The organism is Streptomyces sp. NPDC012769, from assembly GCF_042901205.1.
GTDB lineage: Bacteria > Actinomycetota > Actinomycetes > Streptomycetales > Streptomycetaceae > Streptomyces.
This window is the reverse complement of the sequence record NZ_JBIBCP010000001.1, coordinates 1,078,104-1,097,783: the sequence shown is the minus strand read 5'-3', so window position 1 is coordinate 1,097,783 and position 19,680 is coordinate 1,078,104. Positions and strand designations below refer to the sequence as shown.

Genomic DNA, 19,680 nt, shown 5'->3' with positions numbered 1-19,680 from the left:
CGCATGACGTCTCGACACCCTGCCGAAGCCCCCTCCGAGGCCCGCCCCGAGGCCCGCCCCGAAGTCCTCCCCGAGGGCTTCTCAGCCCCGTGGGGAGCTCGCGCCGACCGCGTCGGCGGATCGATCGCCGTGCGCTCCGCGCGCGTGCTCGCCGTCGGCGCCGCCCTCGGCGGACTGTTCCTCGGGGCCGCCGCCCCCGCCCTCGCCGTCACGCCCGGCACGCACACGGGGCCCGCCGCCGTGCGGCCGGCCACCCCGGCCACCGTGACGGTCAGCGGCAGCGGCCGGGCCGCCACCGCACCCGACGTGGCCGTGGTGTCGGTGGGCGTCGAGGCGACCCGTAAGACCGCCAAGGAGGCGATGGCCGCCCAGAGCGCGGCGGCCAAGGCCCTCCTCGCCGCGCTGCGGGAGCAGGGCGTCGCCGACCGCGACATCCGCACCGAGAGCCTGTCCCTGTCGCCGGTCTACGCCCAGACCGGGGGCGGCGAGAGCAAGGTGACCGGCTACCAGGCCGGGCAGGGCTTCTCCGTGAAGGTCCGCGACATCGACAACACCGGGCAGATCGTCGGTGCGGTCAGCGAGGCCACCGGGGACGCCGGCCGGGTCAACGGCGTCGTGTTCGACGTGGCCGACCCCACGGCGCTGCGCGCCAGGGCCCGTGAGGCGGCCTACCGCGACGCCCACGACAAGGCCGCCCAGCACGCCCGGCTCAGCGGGCACCGGCTCGGGCGGCTGGTCTCTCTCACGGAGGGCGAGAGCGTGCGCCCCGGGCCTGGAGCCGTCCCGAGCGCTGCCGCCGACGGCGGCGAGGGCGTGCCGCTCGCCCCGGGCGAGATCGAGGAGCACGTCACCGTCACCGCCGTCTACGAACTGCTCTGACCGCGAGCTCGCGCAGTACGGCGGGTCCTGCTCGGCTGGCCGCTGTCTACAGGCTGCCTGGCCGCGAGCTCGCGCAGTACGGCGGGTCCCGCTCGGCTGGCGGCGTGTCTACGGGCTGCCTGACCGGCGAGCTCGCTCGGCGCGGCGGGTCCCGCTCGGCTGGCCGCTGTCTACAGGCTGCCTGACCGCGAGCTCGCGCAGTACGGCGGGTCCCGCTCGGCTGGCCGCGTGTCCACGGGCTGCTCTGACCGGCGAGACGGCCCAGCGCGGCGGGCCCTGCCCAGCCGGTCGCCGTCGCCCTTCCGGTCCCTGCCCCGCCGGCCGCCGTCTACGGGCTGTTCCGGCCCTCCGGTGCCCGCGCCCGCTCCGTACGGGCCACCGACGGCAGCCCGAGTTCCCGGGCGAGCGCCGCGTCCGCCCACTCCAGCATCGTGGCGCGGGCGAGCGAGCCGGGGTAGGAGGTCATCTGGACGGCCAGCCCGTCCAGGAAGGCGGTGAGCCGCCAGGCCGCGGCGGACGGGTCGGCGCACGCGAACTCGCCGGCCGCCGCGCCCTCGGCGATCACCGACGCCAGTTCCGCCTTCCAGGCCCGGTCCAGCGAGCCCGCCACCTCGCGCAGCGCCGGTTCGCGCAGCGCCGCCGCCCAGCTCTCGATCCACAGCCGCCAGCCCTTGGCCTGACCGGTCGGGGCGTACCAGCGGACCGCCGCGCGCAGCCGTCGCACCGCGGTGGTCCGCCGGCCGAGCAGGGTGCGCAGCCGGGCCAGGTCCTCCTCGGCCGCGTGCGCGAAGGCCGCCGCGACCAGATGCTCCTTGGTCGCGAAGTGATACAGGACCAGCGCGTTGCTCACCCCGAGCTCGGCGGCCACGTCCGCGATCCGCACCGCCGTGGCGCCCCGGGCCTCGATCTGGACGACGGCAGCCCGCAGCAGCGCCTCTCGCCGCTCCGCCACGCTCAACCGCTCTCTCGCCACGCTCCGACCCTACACAGCACATGACAAGGGCATGATCAGCCCACGCCGCCCGAGCCCACGCCGCCCGACGCACGCCCGTGCCCGCGCCCGCGAGGGGCGCCCGGCCCGCCGACGGCGCGCCGGGCCGCACATAATGAAGGGACCCTTGACCTCAGGAGGTCCTGTGACCGGCACTGGCTCCGACCACACGCCGCGGGCACGGCTGCGCGCGCTGCGCCGCGCGGCCTTCGGCGCCGATCCGACGGGGGAGCGCCTGGAGCGCATCCGCCGCTCGCCGAACTTCGCCGACGGCGCCTTCCGGAACCCCGAGCCCTCCCGGCACCGGCCTTCCGGTTCGACCGTCGAGCTCGCCAAGGTCTACTTCGAGAAGGAGGCGCGGGCGCGGCGGGCTCCCACCGGAACGATCCCGGTCCACCCGACCACCCTCGCCGACCTGGCCCGGCCGCCGGCCACCGGCCTGCGCGTGACGTGGATGGGGCACTCCAGCGTCCTCACCGAGATCGACGGCCACCGGGTGCTCTTCGACCCGGTCTGGGGCGACCGCTGCTCGCCCTTCGCCTTCGTGGGGCCCAAGCGGTTCCACCCCGTCCCCGTGCCGCTCGCCGCCCTCGGTCCGGTCGACGTCGTGGTGATCTCGCACGACCACTACGACCACCTCGACCTGCCGACGATCAAGGCCCTGGCCGGCACCGGCACCCTCTTCGCGGTCCCGCTCGGCGTCGGCGCCCACCTGGAGCACTGGGGCGTGCCCGCCTCCCGCCTGCGCGAGCTCGACTGGAACGAGTCCGCCGAGATCGGCGACCTCCGGCTGACCGCGACCCCCGCCCGCCACTTCTGCGGCCGTGGACTGCGCAACCAGCAGCACACCCTGTGGGCCTCCTGGGTCGTCGAGGGCCCCGAACACCGGATCTACCACAGCGGCGACACCGGCTACTTCTCCGGCTTCCAGGAGATCGGCGCCGCCCACGGCCCCTTCGACGCCACCATGATCCAGATCGGTGCCTACTCCGAGTACTGGCCGGACATCCACATGACCCCCGCCGAGGGGCTGCGCGCCCACCTCGACCTCCAGGGCGGTCGCCCGCACGGCGTGCTGCTGCCCATCCACTGGGGCACCTTCAACCTGGCCCCGCACCCGTGGGCCGAGCCCGGTGCCTGGACCAAGGACGCCGCGGACGAGGCCGGCCAGGCCGTCGCCCTGCCGCGACCCGGCGAGCCCTTCGAGCCCGGCGGGGTCCTTCCGACGCAGCCGTGGTGGTCCGGCGTCTCCCACCCGGTCGCCCGCCACTGGCGGCGCCCCCTGCCGCCGCGGACCGCGCCCGAGGACCGCAGCGGCGAACCGGCCCCCGCGGGCGGCCGGTGACGACGCCCCCCGGGGCCCTCACCCTCCGTAACCGCCCCTGGCGCGCGTCCGGCGCGAAGACGCGAACGCGAATCCGGACGTGACGAGTCCGGACCGGGGGGCGGCGCGAAGGCGGCGAGCGGCGTGCGCCGCGGCCGATACGCGCCCCCCGGTGCGCGCCCTTGCAACGGGATTCCGGTCAAGGGCGACGCGTGCGGGGAGGGGCGGCTCGCGCCCCCGTACGTCCACTTCCGTTCCGTGCCCACCCCGCTCCGTAAGACGACTTTCGGCCAACCCTTCTCGGCCTGTCGTACGAAGGGCGATACCAGAGCCGGGCGCTCTACGGGTAAGTTTGCCAACTGCGCACCGCACATGAACGGTTGACGACTACAGTGGCTGCTTGGTGATCATCGGTAGGCTCATCACACCCACGTAGGACACCTCCCCCGTAGTGCACCCCCGTAGTACGCCGAATCCTGGGCACGTACCAAGGACACTCATGTCTCAACTTCGCGCACCCGCCGCGCGGTCCGAACGCCGCGAGGGCGGGCGGCACGGCCGGTCAGGCGCTCGCACCGCCGCCGGCGCGACCGGCGCCGGCTCCCCCCAGTCCCCCGCGCCGCTTCCGACCGAGGCCCGCATACGCCCCCAACTCCTGCGTACCTCCGTCCTCCCCGCCGTCGCCGTGGCACTCGGCGGCGCCGCCGCCGTGCTGTTCACGATCCGCTCCACCGGCGCCGGTCCGACGCCCGGCCTGTGGGCCGCGCTCACCGGCGCCGCGGCGATCACGGTCGCCTCCGTGACCGCCGCCGCGCTCGGCGCCGACCGGGCCGCCAAGGCCGTCCTGGACCGCGCCAACGCCCTGCGCCGCTCCAGCGCGCGGAGCCAGAGCGAACTGCGGACCGTCCTCGAACAGTTGCGCAGGGGTGAGAGCCCCGCGCCCCGGCCCGCCGTGCCCGCCGCTCCGTCCGGCGACGAATTCGACCTGCTGGCCCAGGAGCTGACCCGCTCTCACGAGGCCGCCGTCACCGCCGTGGTGCAGGCCTCCCAGCTGTCCAGCAGCGTCGGAAACGAACAGAAGGTCGAGGTCTTCGTCAACCTCGCCCGCCGGCTCCAGTCCCTCGTCCACCGCGAGATCCAGCTCCTCGACGAGCTGGAGAACGAGGTGGAGGACCCCGAGCTGCTCAAGGGCCTGTTCCACGTCGACCACCTCGCCACCCGCATCCGCCGGCACGCGGAGAACCTCGCCGTCCTCGGCGGCGCCATCTCCCGCCGGCAGTGGTCGAACCCGGTCACCATGACCGAGGTGCTGCGCTCCTCCATCGCCGAGGTCGAGCAGTACCCGCGGGTGAAGCTGGTCCCGCCGATCGACGGTACGCTCCGGGGCCATGCCGTGGCCGACGTCATCCACCTCCTCGCCGAACTGGTCGAGAACGCGACGCTGTTCTCCGCACCGCACACCACCGTGCTGCTGCGCGCCCAGTACGTCACGGCCGGCCTGGCCATCGAGGTCGAGGACCGCGGTCTCGGCATGCCCGTCGCCGAGCAGAACAAGATGAACGCCCTGCTCTCCGACCCCGACCAGGTCAACGTCGCGCACCTGCTCCAGGACGGCCGCATCGGACTCTTCGTCGTCTCGGCCCTCGCCCGGCGCCACGGCATCGCCGTACGGCTCCAGTCGAACATCTACGGCGGTGTGCAGGCCGTGCTCGTCCTGCCCCAGGGCCTGCTCGGCGCCGACCCCGAGGGCCTCGCGCGGGGCGAGGGCCAGGCCGCCCAGGCCCAGGCGCAGGTCGCCGCCAAGGCCGCCCAGGCCCAGCTCGACGGCCGGGCCCCGATACCGCAGTCGAGCGGTCAGACCGGCCACCGGGCGGCGCCGCAGGCCCCGCCGGCCCCGGACCCGACCACCCCGCTCACGGCCCCGATGCCGCACGCCCCCGCCGCGCCCGTCCCCGTACCGGCGCACGCGCAGGCGCACCTGCCGGCCCCGCAGGCACCCGCCGCCCCGGCCGCTCCCGTCACCTCCTCCGTACAGCGTCCCGCGGCACCCCTCGGCACGACGACCGGCGGCCCCGGCGCACCGGGAGCCCCCGGCGTGCCCGGCACGACCGGCGTCCCGGCGACCCCCGGAACCCACGGGGTCCCGTCGCAGCCCGCCTACGCCGGGACCCACGGGTCCGGCACCCCCCACCACGCACCGGCGAACGAGGTCCCCCCGGCCCCGGCCTCCGGAGCACCGGGCAAGCCCGTCCTGCCCAAGAGGCGCGCCCAGGAGCACCTCGTCCCGCAGCTGCGCGACGAGCCCGCGGCCCGCAGGCCCGAGGAGCACGCCCTGCACGACCCGGGCCTCATGGCCGCCTTCCAGCGCGGCATCGGCCTCGCAGAATCCCAGCCCGCCCCCCGTGAACCGCTGCGTCCCGGTGACGCGCACAAGGAGTAGATGCACCATGGCGAGCAATGCGCCGAACGGCCATTCCTCGGATCTCGACTGGCTGCTCAGCGGCCTGGTCCAGCGGGTCCCCTACACCCGCAATGCCGTACTGCTCTCCTCCGACGGCCTCGTGAAGTCCGTCCACGGCCTCGACCCCGACGCGGCCGACCACATGGCCGCCCTGGCCTCCGGCCTGTACTCGCTCGGCCGCAGCGCCGGTGCCCGCTTCGGCGACGGCGGCGAGGTCCGGCAGGTCGTGGTCGAACTGGACTCCACGCTGCTGTTCGTCTCCACCGCCGGGTCCGGCACCTGTCTCGCGGTCCTCGCGGGCCGGGAGGCCGACGCCGCCGTCCTCGGGTACGAGATGGCGATGCTCGTCAAGAGCGTGCGGCCGTATCTGGTCACCCCGGCCAGACAGGCCGCCGGCGCGGCGGGCAGTGCGGGGCAGTGACGATGGGGTCCCACCAGGAAGGACCCTGGCTGGACGACGCGGCCGGCCGGCTGATCCGCCCGTACACCGTGAGTGGCGGGCGGACCAAGCCCACGGCGGCGCTCGACCTGCTCTCGATGGTGATGGCGACCGGCACGGCACCGCAGGGCCACATGGGTCCCGAGCACAGCCTGGCCCTCGGGCTGTGCGACGGACCCACCTCGGTGGCGGAGATCGCGGCGCACTTACGGCTCCCGGCCGTCGTCACCAAGGTCCTGCTCTCCGACCTCGTGGACTGCGGGGCGCTCACCGCCCGGGCGCCCCGCTTCCACGCCAATCCAACCGACCGTTCCTTGCTGGAGGCAGTGCTCGATGGCCTACGACAACGGCTCTGAGCGCCACGCACGTGGTCACGAAGACCTCGCGACGGACCCGTTTCCCACCGCGCTGAAGATCCTGGTGGCGGGCGGGTTCGGGGTGGGCAAGACCACGTTCGTCGGCGCGGTCAGCGAGATCGAACCGCTGAGCACCGAAGAGCTGCTGACCTCGGTCAGCGCGGCCACCGACAGCCTGGAGGGCGTGGAGTCCAAGACCACGACCACGGTCGCGATGGACTTCGGACGCATCACCCTCGACGACCGCAACGTGCTGTACCTGTTCGGCACGCCGGGCCAGGAGCGCTTCTGGTTCATGTGGGACGAGCTCTCCGAGGGCGCCCTCGGAGCGGTCGTCCTCGCCGACACGCGCCGCCTCCAGGAGTGCTTCTCCGCCGTCGACTTCTTCGAGCGACGGGGCATCGAATTCGTGGTGGCGGTCAACGAGTTCGACGGCGCCTACCGCTACGAACCGGACGAGGTGAGGGCGGCCCTCGACCTCAAGCCGACGGTGCCGGTCGTGCTCTGCGACGCCAGGATCTCCAGCTCCGGCATCCGCACCCTGCTGACCCTCGTCCAGCATCTGCTCACCACCATCCCGGCCGCCGTGCCGAGCTACGGAGCCCCGACATGACCTACGACCCGACCGGTCACCTGCTGCTGACCCCCGTCGACCAGGAGGCGCCCGCCCGGGTCCGCCGACTGCGCGAACTGGGGCTCGGCGAGCAGCCCGACCCGGCCTTCGACGAATTCGCCCAGCGGCTCGCGGAGGTGACCGGCGCGCCGTTCTCGATGGTCAACTTCATCGACGAGAACCGGCAGTTCTTCGCCGGCCTGCACACCCCGGCCGGCACCCACTCCGGCAGCGACCTGGGGGCGGCCGCCGCGGGTGGCGGTGTCGGCCGCTTCATGGCCCGGGACCACGGCTACTGCCCGCACGTGGTGGTGCGCCGCAAGGCCCTGGTCCTGGAGGACGTCTGCGACTACCCGCGGTTCGCGGGCAACCCCGTCGTGGACGAGATCGGCATCCGTTCGTACATGGGTGCGCCGCTGATCGACCGTACGGGCGTGGCGCTGGGCACGATCTGCGTGGTCGACACGGACGTGCGGCCCTGGGGGCGCGCGGGTCTGGAGACCATCAAGGCGATGGCGGCGGAGCTGGTGGAGCAGATCCACCGCCGCGAGGACCGCATGATCTGACGACGGCCCGTCGTCCTCCGTACGCGTACGGGTGCCCCGGTGTTCGGCTCCTTTGCCGGACTCCGGGGCACAGTGCTTCTCACGTCACCGCCCTGAGGGTCCTCAGGCGTGCGCGGGGACCTCGGACATGCGCGGGGCCTCAGACGTGCGCGGGTTCCATGCGGACCAGTTCGGACAGCCGCTCCGACCAACTGCCCTTGTCCTGGCCGAGCGCCACCTCGGCGAGGCGGAGGAGCTGGATGTCGGAGGTGCCGGCGGGGGCGAAGATGTGGTGCGCGTCGCGGAGGTACCGCTCGATGGGGCGGTCGGTGAAGAGCCCGGCCGCGGCGTGGATCTCCATGGCGTTGCGCCCGGAGTCGATGGCGGACTCGACGTTGACCAGCTTGGCGTTCATCAGCTCGGTGTCGCAGGACATGCCCTGGTCGAGCAGGTGGACGGCGTGGTACGCGGCGAGCCGGGCCGTCATCAGACGCGACTGCATCTGCCCCAGCTTCAGCTTGACGGTGGGGAGTTCGGCGAGCGGCTTGCCGTAGCGGATGCGCTCGCTGGCGAAGCGGGTGGTCTCCTCCAGGATCGCCTGGTGGATGCCGAGCGACACGGCGGTGAGGTTGGCGCGGCCGTAGAGCACGCTGGAGGAGTACGCGACGGCGAGGCCGTCGCCCTCGTCGCCGAGCCGGTTGGAGGCCGGCACCCGGCAGTTCTCGAAGATGAGCTCGCCGAAGCTGAAGCCGTGCAGACCCATGGCGGGCTGCTGCGGACCGGTCCTGAACCCCGGGCGATCGGATTCGACCAGGAAGGCGGTGAGCCCCTTCGATCCGGGACCGGTTCGGACCACGACACCGTGGAGATCGCCGACATGGCTGTTGCCGACGAACACCTTGCTGCCGTTGAGGATGTAGTCGTCGCCGTCACGGACCGCACTCGCGGACATGCCGAGGACATGGCCGCCGGACTCGGGCTCGGTGACGGCGATGGTCGGCAGGCACTCACCGGCGGCGATGGCCGGAAGCCAGGTCTTGCGCTGCTCGTCGCTGCCGAAGTGGACGATCTTGGCGGTGCCCAGCTGCGAGGCCTGGACCATGGCGCCCATCGCGCCGCTCACCCGCGAGAGCTCCTCGATGATGATCGTCTTGGCCAGATGGCCGGCGCCCATGCCGCCGTACTCATGGCCGATAGTCGCGCCCAGCCAGCCCTGTCGGGCGATCAGCCGGGACAGTTCGTGATGGACCGTACGCGACGCCTCCATCTCCGGTATGCGTGGCCGAACCTCACGCTCCGCGAAGTCGCGGACCTCCCCCCGGAGTCGGTGATGCAGTCGACTGCTGAAGTAGCCGTCCATTCGAGTCCTCCCCTGCGAAACGCCTGCTCGTCGAGTGGTCCGAGCAGGTGGTGCATCGGCAGTGGTCCCGTCCCGAACAGGCCGACCACTTCATGGTGTTGATCTTTCTGGGGTGGAGCAATATCGCCACCAAGTTTGTCTGAAACCGGAACGGTTGACGTTTGTTTCTGACTGTGTTTCGCGTGGTCTTGGCCTGCTCAGTCCGATCCGAAGGGCATTCCCCGAGGGCATCTTTCTGCCACATGCCAACGGCAAAGGGAGGGTGGGCATATGGCGCCGAGAGGGGTCGGGCCGCCCCATACGTCACTTCGTCACCGAAGAGGCGGCATTCCGGAACCGCCCACGGTGCGGAGGAGGCCCGGAAGCACGGGGTCTGCGGGCCGGTGAACCCCTCCCAGGGGGAGCCGCGGGGGCGTGCGGGGGCATCACCCGGCGCACGGGCGTGTCGCACAGAGTGACCCGCGTCCGTCACGGAGCGTGCGCGGGCACGTGCGCGGGTACGTGCGCCGCCGAGCACCCGCCACCCGCCGGGAGGCCGTACGGTCGGTACATGGCCACTTCCGACGACGTGCGCAGGATCGCCCTGTCGCTGCCCGAGGCGTTCGAGAAGCCCGCCTGGGGCACGCCCACCTTCCGGGCCGGCCAGGGCGGGCGGATGTTCGCCTCGCTGGACGACGACCAGGTCATGGGCGTCACGTGCCCGAAGGAGGAGCGCGCCGAGCTGATCGCGGCCGAACCCGCGAAGTTCTTCCTCCGCGAGGGCCACGACGACGGCTACGCGTGGATCCGGGTCCGCCTCGCCGCCCTCGATGACGAGGAGGAACTCCGGGCCATCCTGGCCGACTCCTGGCGCCAGGCGGCACCGGCCAGACTGCGCGACCGGCATCCGGAGGTCGGCGAGTCGGCGGCGGAGGGCTGAGGGCGGCCGGGGTGCGCGGGGCCCGGCGGACGGCGGAGGGCGGACGGGTCAGGTCAGGAAGGCCGTGATCCGCTCCCGGAGCGCCGCGGGGTCGAGCGCCTGACCGGACAGGTGCTCGTCGACGGAGCCGTACCGGCGCAGCTCACGCCGCCCGATGCCGAGCCCGAGGACCCGGTGCGGCACCTCGGTGAGCGCGTCGTTCGCGGCGGCCGTCGAGGTCCCGGCGAGGTAGGGCTCCACCAGGACCACGTCCGCGCGCGCCCCGGCGACGGCCCGCCGCAGGGCGTCCCCGTCGAAGGGCCGTACGGTCGTCGCGTACAGCACCGTCACGTCCAGGCCCTCGGTCGCCGCCAGCACGTTGTCGAGCATCGGCCCCACCGCGACGACGACCCCCCGAGAGCCCTCGCGCAGCGGGGTGAAACCCGCACCGGTGACCGGACGCGCCGCGGCGTTGGCGTGCACCGACAGCCGTACGTAGACCGACCCGTCCGCGGCGGCGGCCTGCCGCAGCAGGGTCTCGGCCTCGTCCGGGTGCCCCGGCACATGCACGGTCCACCCGTCGAGGGTGTCCATCAGCGCCACGTCACCGGGCGACATATGGGTGAAGCCGCCGGCCGGCCAGTCGTACGAGCCGCCCGCGCTCACCAGCACACCGTGGACGCCCTGGTGTCCGAAGTCCAGCTTCACCTGCTCGAAGGGGCGCTCCACCAGGAAACTGGCGAAGGTGTGCATGATCGGCCGCATGCCGGTGAGCGCCATCCCGCCACCGACGCCGATGAGCAGCTGCTCGCGGATCCCGACGTTGATCACCCGCTCGGGGTGGCGCCGAAGCGCCTGCTGGAAGCCGTCCCTGCTGATCTCGGCGAGCACGAGCGCGAGCCGGGGGTCGTCGTCGAGGAGGCGGGCGGTGGTGGCGATGAAGCGGTCGCGCATGGTGTCCATGGGGTTCTCCTGCGGAGGTACGGGCCGGTGCTGATACGGGCCGGGGGCTGAGCTCTTGGATCCAGCTCTTGGGTTCAGCTCTCGGGTTTCAGCTCTTGGGCTCGACGCGGGCGACGACCGCGTGGGGTCGTCCGGGGTGCGGGGCGGTGTAGGCGGCGTACAGCGCACGGTGGTCCCGCCCGTCCACGGTCTCGGCGGACCATCCGGCGGCCTCGAACCGCGAGGCGATCCCGCCGGGCCAGCCGTAGGTGGCGGAGCCGTTGTCGATCACCAGCGTGTGCAGCTGTTCGAGCCCGGCGGGCCCGGCGTAGGCGAGCGCCTCGTGGTTGCTGCCCTCGTCCAGCTCGGCGTCCCCGATCAGCACCCACACCCGTGGCCCGGCGAGCCCCTGCGCCCGCAGCCCGAGCACGCTCCCCACGGCCAGCGGCAGCCCGTGCCCGAGCGACCCGCTCCCGATCTCCACGCCCGGCACGAGCGTGCGGTCCGGATGGTGCCCGAGCGGCGAGTCGTACCCGCCGAACCCGCTCAGGACGTCCTCCCCGATGAACCCCTTCGCCGCGAGGACCGCGTAGTACGCCATGGGCCCGTGCCCCTTCGACAACAGGAACCGGTCCCGCCCCGGGTCGCGCACGCTCTCCGGCGACACCCGCAGGACCCGGTCGTACAGCACCCACAACGCGTCGAGCGTCGAGGTGGCAGCGGGCGAGTGCTTCTCGTCCCCGGTCATCAGCGCCATGAGCCGGTGCAGCCGCTCGATCTCGGCCCGCGCCGTGCCGATCGTGTACGTCGTGTTCGTCATGACCCACACGGTGCTACCTCAAGCGCGCTTGAGGTCAACCCGCAAACCGGTTCGTGACCACGCGCGGAAGTGCGGTATTGTTCTCATGCGCGTTCGGCCGGGGAAACCCCAGGTCAGACGGGCACCGGGACGTGGCGCAGCTTGGTAGCGCACTTGACTGGGGGTCAAGGGGTCGCAGGTTCAAATCCTGTCGTCCCGACTTGTGAAAGTCGCAGTCGAGGGGCCGTTTCAGAGCGATCTGAAACGGCCCCTCGATCGTTTTCTGGGACCGTTCAGTAGCGGAGGAGCCCCGCGTCGATGCGCTCCCAGGCGGCCCGCAGCTCGGCGAGCCGAGCCTGTTCGAAGGGTGCTCGGTCGGCTTGCTCGCGGGCGTCCTCGGACAGGTGGAAGAGCTGGTCCCGGCCGGACTTGCCGCGGTAGTACTTCCAGTCGCCGCGGCGCAGTGCGCGCTCGCCCCGCACTCGCCAGAAGAGGTCTCGCTCGGGTACCTCGGTGCCATGGAGCAGGTGTCCGGCGAGGCTGGTGCCGTCGAGGGGGTACGCGGGGTGGGGACGGGCGCCGGCCAGGTCGAGGAGGGTCGCCGTCCAGTCGGGCGTGAACACCGGCAGGTTGCTGACCTGGCCGCCGTCGATCCGCGCCGGCCAGCGCAGGATCGACGGAACCCGGATGCCGCCCTCCTGGAGCGAGCCCTTGTTCCCGGCGAGCGGCCAGTTGTAGGAGAAGCGCTCCCCGCCGTTGTCGCTGGCGAAGAAGACGAGGGTGTCCCGCTCCTGGCCGGAGCGCTTCAGCGCGTCGAGGACCTGCCCGATCGAGCGGTCGAGGTCTTCGACCATCTCCCCGTACTTCTCGATCGAGCCACCGTCCTGGTGCCAGAGGGCGGAACGGTCGCCGGCCTTGATCCGGCGGACGATCTCGGCGCTCGCGTCCTCGTCGCCGTCGGCGATCCACGGCCAGTGGGGAGTGGTGAAGTTGAGGTTGAGGAGCCAGGGCCTGTCGTGGTCGCGGCTGACGTACTCGCTCGCCCGCTCGGTGAGGATCCGGGTGTAGTAGCGCAGGTCCTTGTACTCCGCGTCGCCCTCGTAGAGGTCGTATTCACCGCCCAGGCCGAGCTTGGAGTAGTACTCCAGGGCTCCGCCGAAGTTGCCGAAGAACTCGTCCCAGCCGGAGCGGGTGGGGGAGTAGTCGGGAAGGTAGCCGCAGTGCCACTTGCCGACGAGGGCGGTGGCGTAGCCGGAGTCACGCAGGAGCGAGGCGAGCGTGGGGTGGGTGGGCTCGAGGCCGACCGACTTGTCGGCGATCGGCTCGGCGAGCCCTCCCTTCGTACGGCCCGGGTAGCGGCCGGTGTAGAGGCTGAAGCGGGTGGGTGAGCAGGTCGCGGAGCCGGAGTAGGCGTCGGTGAAGCGGACGCCGCCGCGGGCGAGGCGGTCCAGGTGGGGGGTACGGATGTGGGGGGAGCCGTAGGAGGAGAGGTCCGCCCAGCCCAGGTCGTCGCCCAGGACGAAGAGGATGTTGGGCCGCCGCGAGTGGCGGCGCGGGTGCGCGGCGCGGAAGGGGCGCTCCCGCGGTTCGGCCGGCGTCGCCTGCGCCGAGGGCGCGTTGGCACCGAGGACGGCCGCGGCGGCGACACCGGCGGCGGCCCCGCCGAGGGCGCGGCGGGACAGGGGCGTGGACATACGAGTCTCCATGAGGGCGTGCGGGGGTGATGGGCATGCCTCCGGCCCGCCCGGCAGGCGGGGACGGCGCGGCGACCGGGGCGGGGGCGGAGGGGGGTGCGGTTGTGGCCGGGGAGCGGAAGACCGGCTGCTCAGGGGCGGCGATCGGCCTGTTGGTCAGAGGCAGCGACAGGCCGGCTGGTCAGGGGCGACGATCGGCCTGTTGGTCAGAGGCAGCGACAGGCCGCGCTCGCGACACGGACGAGGTCCACGTGCCGGCGCTGGACGAGGGTGACCGAGCGGTCACGCGGGGGCTGCATGGGCCAGGAGTCTCGCCGGGACGGATGAGGCGCGTCAACGGTGCAGGGGCCGTTGACGCGCGTAGTTCGCATGATCGACACGCACCGTCGGGCAGGCTGGTTCGCATCCTGTCGTCCCGACTTGTGAAAGTCGTAGTCGAGGGGCCGTTTCAGAGCGATCTGAAACGGCCCCTCGATCGTTTCCGGGGTCCACTGGGGGGACGACGCGCCTTGGTCGGCCCGCCCAGCGTTTCGCCGGGTCAGCCTCGTCACCCGGCGGACGAGTCCTCAGTCCGAGAAGGTCCAGAACAGGCCGACCTCGGTGGCCGAGACCACGACGAGACCGCAGTCCTCCATGAAGACCCCCAGCGGGCTGTACTCCAGGCCCGGTCGTGAAAAGTCCAGCGTCCCCGGCGCGCTCCCCGGCTTGCCGATGTTGGTGTGGTAGGTGGAGTCGTCCCCGTACCGCGCCAGGATCGTGCGGGCCATCTCCCGCAGCTCTTCGGGGGATTCGGCGAAGTGCCGGAGGTTGTCCAGGGTGCAGCCGGCCTCGGTGAGGGCCAGGAGCAGGTCCTCGGCGCTGTCCCGGTCGATCTCCTTGAGGCGCGGCGCCACGTACGCGGCGGGGTGGGCGGCGAAGGGCCACGTGGGGCTCCCCGCCCGCTGCGGGTCCTTCTCCGCGTCGTCGACGCGGGCCCAGCCGCGGGGGTCCGGCACGGCCCGGGCGGTCAGTGCGAGGACGTCGAGCGTCCAGTCCTCGTGGCGGCGCGGGCCGGTGGCGACGTACGCGTACGCGTTCTGGTAGAGGTGGTGTACTGCGGCGTCCCAGGACGGCTGCTCGACGGACGGCATGGGGGTGCGGGCCTTTCTCGCGCAGGCGGCATCAGGTCTTCGACGGCATCGACGGCATCGACGGCATGACGGCGAACGGCGGGCTTCGGCCGCTGCCGTACCGGAGGACGGCAGGTCCGGCCGCGGCCTCGGTTTCGACGGGGCGAGCGACCCCGTGCATTTGACGCCGGGGGCCGGTCGGGAACACGCCCGACCGGCCCGGCCCCCGCCCTCCTTCGCCTCCGGGCGGACTACTCGACGCGGGCGGGTTCCCGACCGCGTTCGGGCTGCGGCCGGCTTTCGGACTCCACCCCATGGCTCTCCGGGGCGCCGAACCACGCCACCGCCACCGCGCCCGCGACCGCCAGCACGAAGCCGAGGACGGCCAGCCAGGCGAAGCCGGGGCGCGAGGCGTCACCCAGCCACCACACACCGATCATCCCCGGCAGCACGGTCTCGCCGACCACGAGCGCCGCCGTCGCTCCGTTCACCGAGCCGATCTGCAGCGCGACCGTGTGCAGGTACATGCCGCCGACGCCGGCCACGAGGATCGCGTACAGCGCCGGGTCCGTCAGGAGCGCGCCCAGGTCGAAGGGGTCGATGCCGTTCAGGATCCGCACTCCGACCCCGAGCGCGCCGAAGCCGAGACCCGACAGGAGGCCCGCGAGGATCGCCGCCCGGGCGCCGAGCACCCGTACGAGGACCGTGCCGCCGACCATCAGCAGCAGCGAGATCGCGAGCAGCCACCAGTGCGTGGCGATGGGGGTGTGTCCACTGCCCTCCGGGCCCGCCGCGCTCGCCAGCAGCACCAGGGCCGAGCAGACCACACCGATCGAGGTCCACTCCGCGCGGGTCAGCCGGATGCCGAGCAGCCGCACGCTGAGGACGGCCGTGATGACCAGGTTGGCGCTGATCACGGTCTGCGAGAGGAACAGCGGGAGCATGCGGGCGGCGAGCGCGCCGAGGCCGAAGCCGACGAAGTCCAGGATCGTGCCGACGATGAACTCCCAGGTCATCGCGGCCTTCGCGGTCGACGACAGGCTCGGCCCGCCGTGCTGGGTGACCTGCCCCGCCGCGGCCGCCTCGCGCCGGGCGGACTTGCGGGAGCCGACGGCCTGGAGGACGGATCCGGTGCCGTAACACACCGAGGCGGCGACGGCGGTCAGCAGTCCTATGAGCACAAGCAGGTCCCTTCACACGGTGGGGGTTCGGTCCGCCCACTTCGTTCTCCGCTTGCCAGACGTCGGATCGGGCGCCAGCGTTGCCTCTGACCTCTGACCTCTGACCTCTGACCTCTGACCTCTGACTCTGACCTAGTTCTGACCTGGGGCCTCCGGCCGTCGACGTCTCGGCGGCAGCTGGTGGCCGGCCCGGCCACGTACCCTGACACCCCTTCTGACCGACCAGGGAGCAGCGACGTGCCGCCGACGTTCGTGCATCGGATCACCAAGTACGACCCCGCCGACCGCGACGCGCGCGGCTCGTACATCGGTGCCGAGGACACGGTCAGCGACCACGGGCCGGTCGAAGCGGCGTACCTGGCCGCCATCGCCGCCTTCACGGAGGCCTCGGGCATCGACCGGCTGGAGATCCGCGAGCCCGCGGCCACCGGTGTCGTCTACGTGGGTAGCGACCGGCTCTGCGCGGAAGCCGTGGTCGCCACACGGGAACTCGGGCTCTTCCCGGAGCCGATGACGGTCTCGCCCTACGCGGCAGAGCTCGAGGAGCCGGAAGTGACGGAGGCCGCCGACGAGGAGTTCTGGGCGCGGGTGCGCACGGAGTTGGCCTCGCGGCAGAAGGCCCTCCTCGAGGAGGTCTACGTCCGCAACGTCACACGCTGGCACCGCCTCACGCCGGAGAATCTCGACGCGGTCCGCGCGGGTCTCGGTCCGCGCGCCCTGCTGACGGTCTGGCCGGACCTGGCCCCTGACGTGGGCGCGGTCCTCGACGCGCTGCCCGAGGAGGGATCCGTGGAGTTCGTCTGGGAGGCGCAGGACGGGACGATCGCGCACGCGATCGTCGACGACACCGAGTACGCCCGGCTCGCCGCCCTGGTGGCCGACGCGCGGGCGGCCTGCGCCCTGCCCCTGGACATCGACGCACGGCACCCGCTGCTCCGCGCAGCGTTGCCCGACGGCGACGGCGTGCTACGAGCACGGTGGTGACCCGGTTCGCGCCGGGCACGGGCGGAGCGGCGTACGGCTTCCGTCGATCAGGGTGATCAGGTATGGCCGTGGTCGGGCACGGAACCCTCCAGGTAGGAGATGAACAGCTCGCGAGCCCCTGAGGATCCGGCCCCGAACCGCCGCCGCCGCTCGTGATCTCGGTGGCGAACGCACGGAACGCCTGGGGATCGTGGGCGAGTTCGCGGTCGACGTGTTCGTTCAGGCGAGCCGTGAGGATGAACGATTCCGCACCGGTGAGGCACGCCGGGGTGAGTCCGGCCGGGACCAGCATCCACCCAGCAGCCGCACGGCCACCCCTGTGGAGGCCGCCGGACGGGGGAGGTGTTGCTGTGATCGAGTGGTGGCGGGCCGGTGGGGTTTTCGGTGTGCGGTGCGGGGCCACACGTAACTGACGCCCCGCAGCCGTTTCCTTGGAGGAAGCCTTGACGAAGAACCCCATGCGGCGCCGCGCCGCCGTCGCGGCGGTCGCCACCGTGCTGTCCCTGGCCCTCGCGCCGGCTTCGTTCGCCGACGGCGGTCCGGTCCCCGAGCGGCCCGTGAGCACGACGTCCCAGGACCCGCAGCCGCTGCCGACGTCCCCGGCGGCGTACGAGCTGGGAGAGGAGCTCGCCGGGCTGGCGGGCAAGGAACTCGAAGTGACCTTCCTGGCCGCGATCATCCGGCACCATGAGGATGCCGTCGAGATGGCGAAGCTGGAGCGGGAACGCGGTGCCGACGCCGACGTCCGGGCCCGCGCCGAGAACATCGTCAGCGGCCAGCAGGACCAGATCGACCGGTTCACCCGTTGGCTGCGGGAGTGGTACGGCCTCACTCCGCAGCAGGCGAGGGAACAGGCGCCCGCCGAGGCGCGCGAGGAAATGGCCGCGATGGACCAGGAGACGCGCCGGCGCATCGGCGAACTGCGCGGGACGCCCGGCGGCAAGGACTTCGACGTCGCCTTCGTGCGGCGCATCATTCCCCACCACTCCGCGGGGATCGTCCAGTACCTCGAAGTCCAGTCCCGTGCCGACCACCACCGGCTCCGCCAGGCCGCCTCGGCCGGCATCACCGCCCAGCAGAGCGAGATCGAGGACTTCCGCGCCCGGCTCGCCGGCGGCAGGAAGTAGCCCGTGCGGGGGGAGGAGCCCGCGCCGACGGGACTTCCCCCCTCCGCCGTTGCGGGCTCACGGTCGTGGTCGTGGTCGCGACCACGGTGATGGTCGTGCTCGCGGCCGGGGCTCTATCGGCTGATGCGACGCGGAACGGACACCGCGACGAGCTTGTCCGGGTTGCGGATCGCGTAGAAGCCGGTGATCCCGCGGTCGGCGATCTCGATCAGGAAGACGCCCGCGACGTGGTCGTCGCGGTGGACGACCAGCGCGGGCGTGCTGTTGCAGTGGGCCCCCTCACTCGGCGGGGGCGGCTATCCCCGGGGCGCCCGGCGGGGTCAGTGGCCGACCGCGAGTTCGCCGCTGAGCCTGCGGTGGAGGTCGGCGCTGGGGCTGTTGAGGCCGGTGATCTCGACCGTCTTGCCCCGCTGGGCGTACTTGTTCTCGACGGCGTCGAGGGTGGCCACGGAGGAGGCGTCCCAGATGTGCGCCGCACTCAGGTCGATGACGACCCGGTCGGGGTCGCCGGCGTAGTCGAACCGGCCGACGAGGTCGTTTGAGGAGGCGAAGAACAGCTCTCCGGTGACCCGGTAGACGACGGTGGTCCCGTCCGGGGTGGTGACGGCGGTGACCTCGGCGAGGTGGGCGACGCGCCGGGCGAAGACGACCATGGCGGTGATCGAACCGACGACGACGCCCACGGCGAGGTTGTGGGTGGCGACCACACAGCCGACGGTGACGAGCATGACGACGATCTCGCCCGCGGGCATCCGCCGGAGCGTCTTCGGGGCGACGGAGTGCCAGTCGAAGGTCGCGAACGACACCATGAGCATGATCGCGACGAGGGCGCCCATGGGGATGTCCGAGACGACGGGGCCGAAGACGATGCACAGCACCATCAGGAACGCGCCCGCGAGGAACGTGGACAGGCGGGTGCGGGCGCCGGAGACCTTCACGTTGATCATCGTCTGGCCGATCATGGCGCAGCCGCCGATGCCGCCGAAGAAGCCGGTGACGATGTTCGCGATGCCCTGACCGATGGACTCGCGGGTCTTGTCGGAGTGGGTGTCCGTGATGTCGTCGACGAGCTTGGCCGTCATCAGCGACTCCATCAGACCGACCAGCGCCATCGCGAAGGCGTACGGCGCGATGGTGACCAGGGTGTCGAGCGTGAACGGCACGTCCGGCAGGCCGGGGACGGGCAGCGCGGACGGCAGGGCGCCCTTGTCGCCCACGGTCGGCACCGCGATCCCCGCCGCGACGGTGATCGCCGTCAGGATGACGATGGAGACGAGCGGCGCCGGGATCGCGGTGGTGATCCTCGGGAAGAACACCATCAGCGCCAGACCGCCGGCGATCAGCGGATAGACCGCCCACGGGACACCGGTCATCTCGGGGATCTGGGTCATGAAGACCAGGATCGCGAGGGAGTTGACGAAGCCGACCATCACCGAGCGCGGGATGAAACGCATCAGCTTCGCCACGCCCAGCGTGCCCAGGACCACCTGGAGGAAGCCCGCCAGGATCACGGCCGCGATCAGATGACCGAGACCGTGCTCACGGTTGAGCGGGGCGATGACGAGCGCGACGGCGCCGGTCGCCGCGGAGATCATCGCCCTGCGCCCCCCGACGACCGCGATCGTGACGGCCATCGTGAACGAGGCGAACAGACCGAGCGCCGGGTCGACCCCGGCGATGATCGAGAAGGAGATCGCCTCGGGTATCAGCGCCAGGGCGACGACCAGGCCGGCCAGGACCTCGGTGCGCCACACCTTCGGATCGGACAGCCAGTCGGGCCTCATGCTCCGCAGCCGCGGAGAGAAGCGGGGAGAGGAGGAAGGCGGGGAGGACGAGGAGGAAGACAAGGAAGACAAGGAGGACGAGGAGGACGGGGAGGATGAGGAGGAAGGCAAGGGGGAAGCGACCTGTCGTGCTCGGGCGGGCCCCGTTCGGTGGGCCGGGGCGGGCGGGAGGACGCGGAAGGGCCGGCTCGACA

19 protein-coding genes and 1 tRNA gene are annotated in these 19,680 nt (G+C 72.4%); 11 read left to right on the top strand and 9 right to left on the bottom strand.

Annotation, left to right across the window (positions count from 1 at the left end):
• Positions 1 to 3: 3 nt before the first annotated feature.
• On the top strand, positions 4 to 879 hold the full coding sequence (locus ACFY7C_RS04890; RefSeq protein ID WP_389643781.1) for an SIMPL domain-containing protein: 876 nt from the start codon (positions 4 to 6) through the stop codon (positions 877 to 879).
• Positions 880 to 1,207: 328 nt separating this feature from the next.
• Here the strand turns inward: ACFY7C_RS04890 and ACFY7C_RS04885 are convergent, their stop codons facing one another.
• Entirely contained in the window at positions 1,208 to 1,852 is a 645-nt protein-coding gene (locus ACFY7C_RS04885; protein ID WP_389643779.1) for a TetR/AcrR family transcriptional regulator, read from the bottom strand.
• Positions 1,853 to 2,015: 163 nt separating this feature from the next.
• Between ACFY7C_RS04885 and ACFY7C_RS04880 the strand changes: the two genes are divergently transcribed.
• The 6 genes from ACFY7C_RS04880 (at position 2,016) to ACFY7C_RS04855 (ending at position 7,629) form a co-directional block, all read left to right on the top strand.
• Complete coding sequence (locus tag ACFY7C_RS04880) at positions 2,016 to 3,215, top strand: MBL fold metallo-hydrolase (protein WP_389643776.1); 1,200 nt, start codon at positions 2,016 to 2,018, stop codon at positions 3,213 to 3,215.
• Between the two features lie 478 nt (positions 3,216 to 3,693).
• Positions 3,694 to 5,634 (top strand): sensor histidine kinase, encoded by a 1,941-nt coding sequence (locus tag ACFY7C_RS04875; protein WP_389643773.1) that lies wholly within the window; start codon positions 3,694 to 3,696, stop codon positions 5,632 to 5,634.
• A 7-nt stretch (positions 5,635 to 5,641) separates the two neighbouring features.
• The gene (locus ACFY7C_RS04870; protein WP_345484375.1) at positions 5,642 to 6,076 is read left to right on the top strand and encodes a roadblock/LC7 domain-containing protein; all 435 of its coding nucleotides are present in this window, start codon (positions 5,642 to 5,644) and stop codon (positions 6,074 to 6,076) included.
• Between the two features lie 2 nt (positions 6,077 to 6,078).
• The gene (locus tag ACFY7C_RS04865; protein ID WP_389643770.1) at positions 6,079 to 6,450 is read left to right on the top strand and encodes a DUF742 domain-containing protein; all 372 of its coding nucleotides are present in this window, start codon (positions 6,079 to 6,081) and stop codon (positions 6,448 to 6,450) included.
• Entirely contained in the window at positions 6,428 to 7,063 is a 636-nt protein-coding gene (locus ACFY7C_RS04860) for an ATP/GTP-binding protein (RefSeq protein ID WP_389643767.1), read from the top strand. The genes ACFY7C_RS04865 and ACFY7C_RS04860 overlap by 23 nt, the downstream gene beginning before the upstream one ends.
• On the top strand, positions 7,060 to 7,629 hold the full coding sequence (locus ACFY7C_RS04855; protein ID WP_389643764.1) for a GAF domain-containing protein: 570 nt from the start codon (positions 7,060 to 7,062) through the stop codon (positions 7,627 to 7,629). Before ACFY7C_RS04860 ends, ACFY7C_RS04855 begins: the two co-directional genes overlap by 4 nt.
• A 139-nt stretch (positions 7,630 to 7,768) precedes the next feature.
• Here the strand turns inward: ACFY7C_RS04855 and ACFY7C_RS04850 are convergent, their stop codons facing one another.
• Positions 7,769 to 8,968: an acyl-CoA dehydrogenase family protein gene (locus tag ACFY7C_RS04850; protein WP_389643761.1), complete on the bottom strand. Its 1,200-nt coding sequence runs from the start codon at positions 8,966 to 8,968 to the stop codon at positions 7,769 to 7,771.
• Between the two features lie 550 nt (positions 8,969 to 9,518).
• On the opposite strand from ACFY7C_RS04850, the gene ACFY7C_RS04845 reads away from it, so the two are divergent.
• Positions 9,519 to 9,887 carry an MmcQ/YjbR family DNA-binding protein gene (locus ACFY7C_RS04845; protein ID WP_389643758.1) on the top strand — a complete coding sequence of 123 codons (369 nt, stop codon included), beginning with the start codon at positions 9,519 to 9,521 and terminating at the stop codon, positions 9,885 to 9,887.
• A 48-nt stretch (positions 9,888 to 9,935) separates the two neighbouring features.
• On the opposite strand, the gene ACFY7C_RS04840 is transcribed toward ACFY7C_RS04845, so the two are convergent.
• Together ACFY7C_RS04840 and ACFY7C_RS04835 are read right to left on the bottom strand one after the other, a co-directional pair.
• Entirely contained in the window at positions 9,936 to 10,829 is an 894-nt protein-coding gene (locus ACFY7C_RS04840; protein ID WP_389643756.1) for a transketolase family protein, read from the bottom strand.
• Between the two features lie 88 nt (positions 10,830 to 10,917).
• Complete coding sequence (locus tag ACFY7C_RS04835) at positions 10,918 to 11,628, bottom strand: transketolase (RefSeq protein ID WP_389643753.1); 711 nt, start codon at positions 11,626 to 11,628, stop codon at positions 10,918 to 10,920.
• A 125-nt stretch (positions 11,629 to 11,753) separates the two neighbouring features.
• Between ACFY7C_RS04835 and ACFY7C_RS04830 the strand changes: the two genes are divergently transcribed.
• Positions 11,754 to 11,827: transfer RNA gene (locus ACFY7C_RS04830), tRNA-Pro, on the top strand.
• Between the two features lie 73 nt (positions 11,828 to 11,900).
• Here the strand turns inward: ACFY7C_RS04830 and ACFY7C_RS04825 are convergent.
• The 4 genes from ACFY7C_RS04825 to ACFY7C_RS04810 form a co-directional block, all read right to left on the bottom strand.
• The gene (locus tag ACFY7C_RS04825) at positions 11,901 to 13,301 is read right to left on the bottom strand and encodes a sulfatase (protein ID WP_389643750.1); all 1,401 of its coding nucleotides are present in this window, start codon (positions 13,299 to 13,301) and stop codon (positions 11,901 to 11,903) included.
• 206 nt (positions 13,302 to 13,507) lie between these two features.
• Positions 13,508 to 13,600 (bottom strand): putative leader peptide, encoded by a 93-nt coding sequence (locus ACFY7C_RS04820; RefSeq protein ID WP_362661460.1) that lies wholly within the window; start codon positions 13,598 to 13,600, stop codon positions 13,508 to 13,510.
• Positions 13,601 to 13,867: 267 nt separating this feature from the next.
• A complete protein-coding gene (locus tag ACFY7C_RS04815) occupies positions 13,868 to 14,431 on the bottom strand; it encodes a hypothetical protein (protein ID WP_389643747.1) in 564 nt (187 codons plus the stop codon).
• A 230-nt stretch (positions 14,432 to 14,661) separates the two neighbouring features.
• Entirely contained in the window at positions 14,662 to 15,591 is a 930-nt protein-coding gene (locus ACFY7C_RS04810) for a hypothetical protein (protein ID WP_389643744.1), read from the bottom strand.
• 237 nt (positions 15,592 to 15,828) lie between these two features.
• On the opposite strand from ACFY7C_RS04810, the gene ACFY7C_RS04805 reads away from it, so the two are divergent.
• Positions 15,829 to 16,575, top strand: a complete 747-nt coding sequence (locus tag ACFY7C_RS04805; RefSeq protein ID WP_389643741.1) for an RNA-binding protein — start codon at positions 15,829 to 15,831, stop codon at positions 16,573 to 16,575.
• Positions 16,576 to 17,018: 443 nt separating this feature from the next.
• The gene (locus ACFY7C_RS04800) at positions 17,019 to 17,702 is read left to right on the top strand and encodes a DUF305 domain-containing protein (protein WP_389643738.1); all 684 of its coding nucleotides are present in this window, start codon (positions 17,019 to 17,021) and stop codon (positions 17,700 to 17,702) included.
• A gap of 320 nt (positions 17,703 to 18,022) precedes the next feature.
• Here the strand turns inward: ACFY7C_RS04800 and ACFY7C_RS04795 are convergent, their stop codons facing one another.
• A complete protein-coding gene (locus ACFY7C_RS04795) occupies positions 18,023 to 19,486 on the bottom strand; it encodes a SulP family inorganic anion transporter (protein ID WP_389643735.1) in 1,464 nt (487 codons plus the stop codon).
• Positions 19,487 to 19,680: the final 194 nt, after the last annotated feature.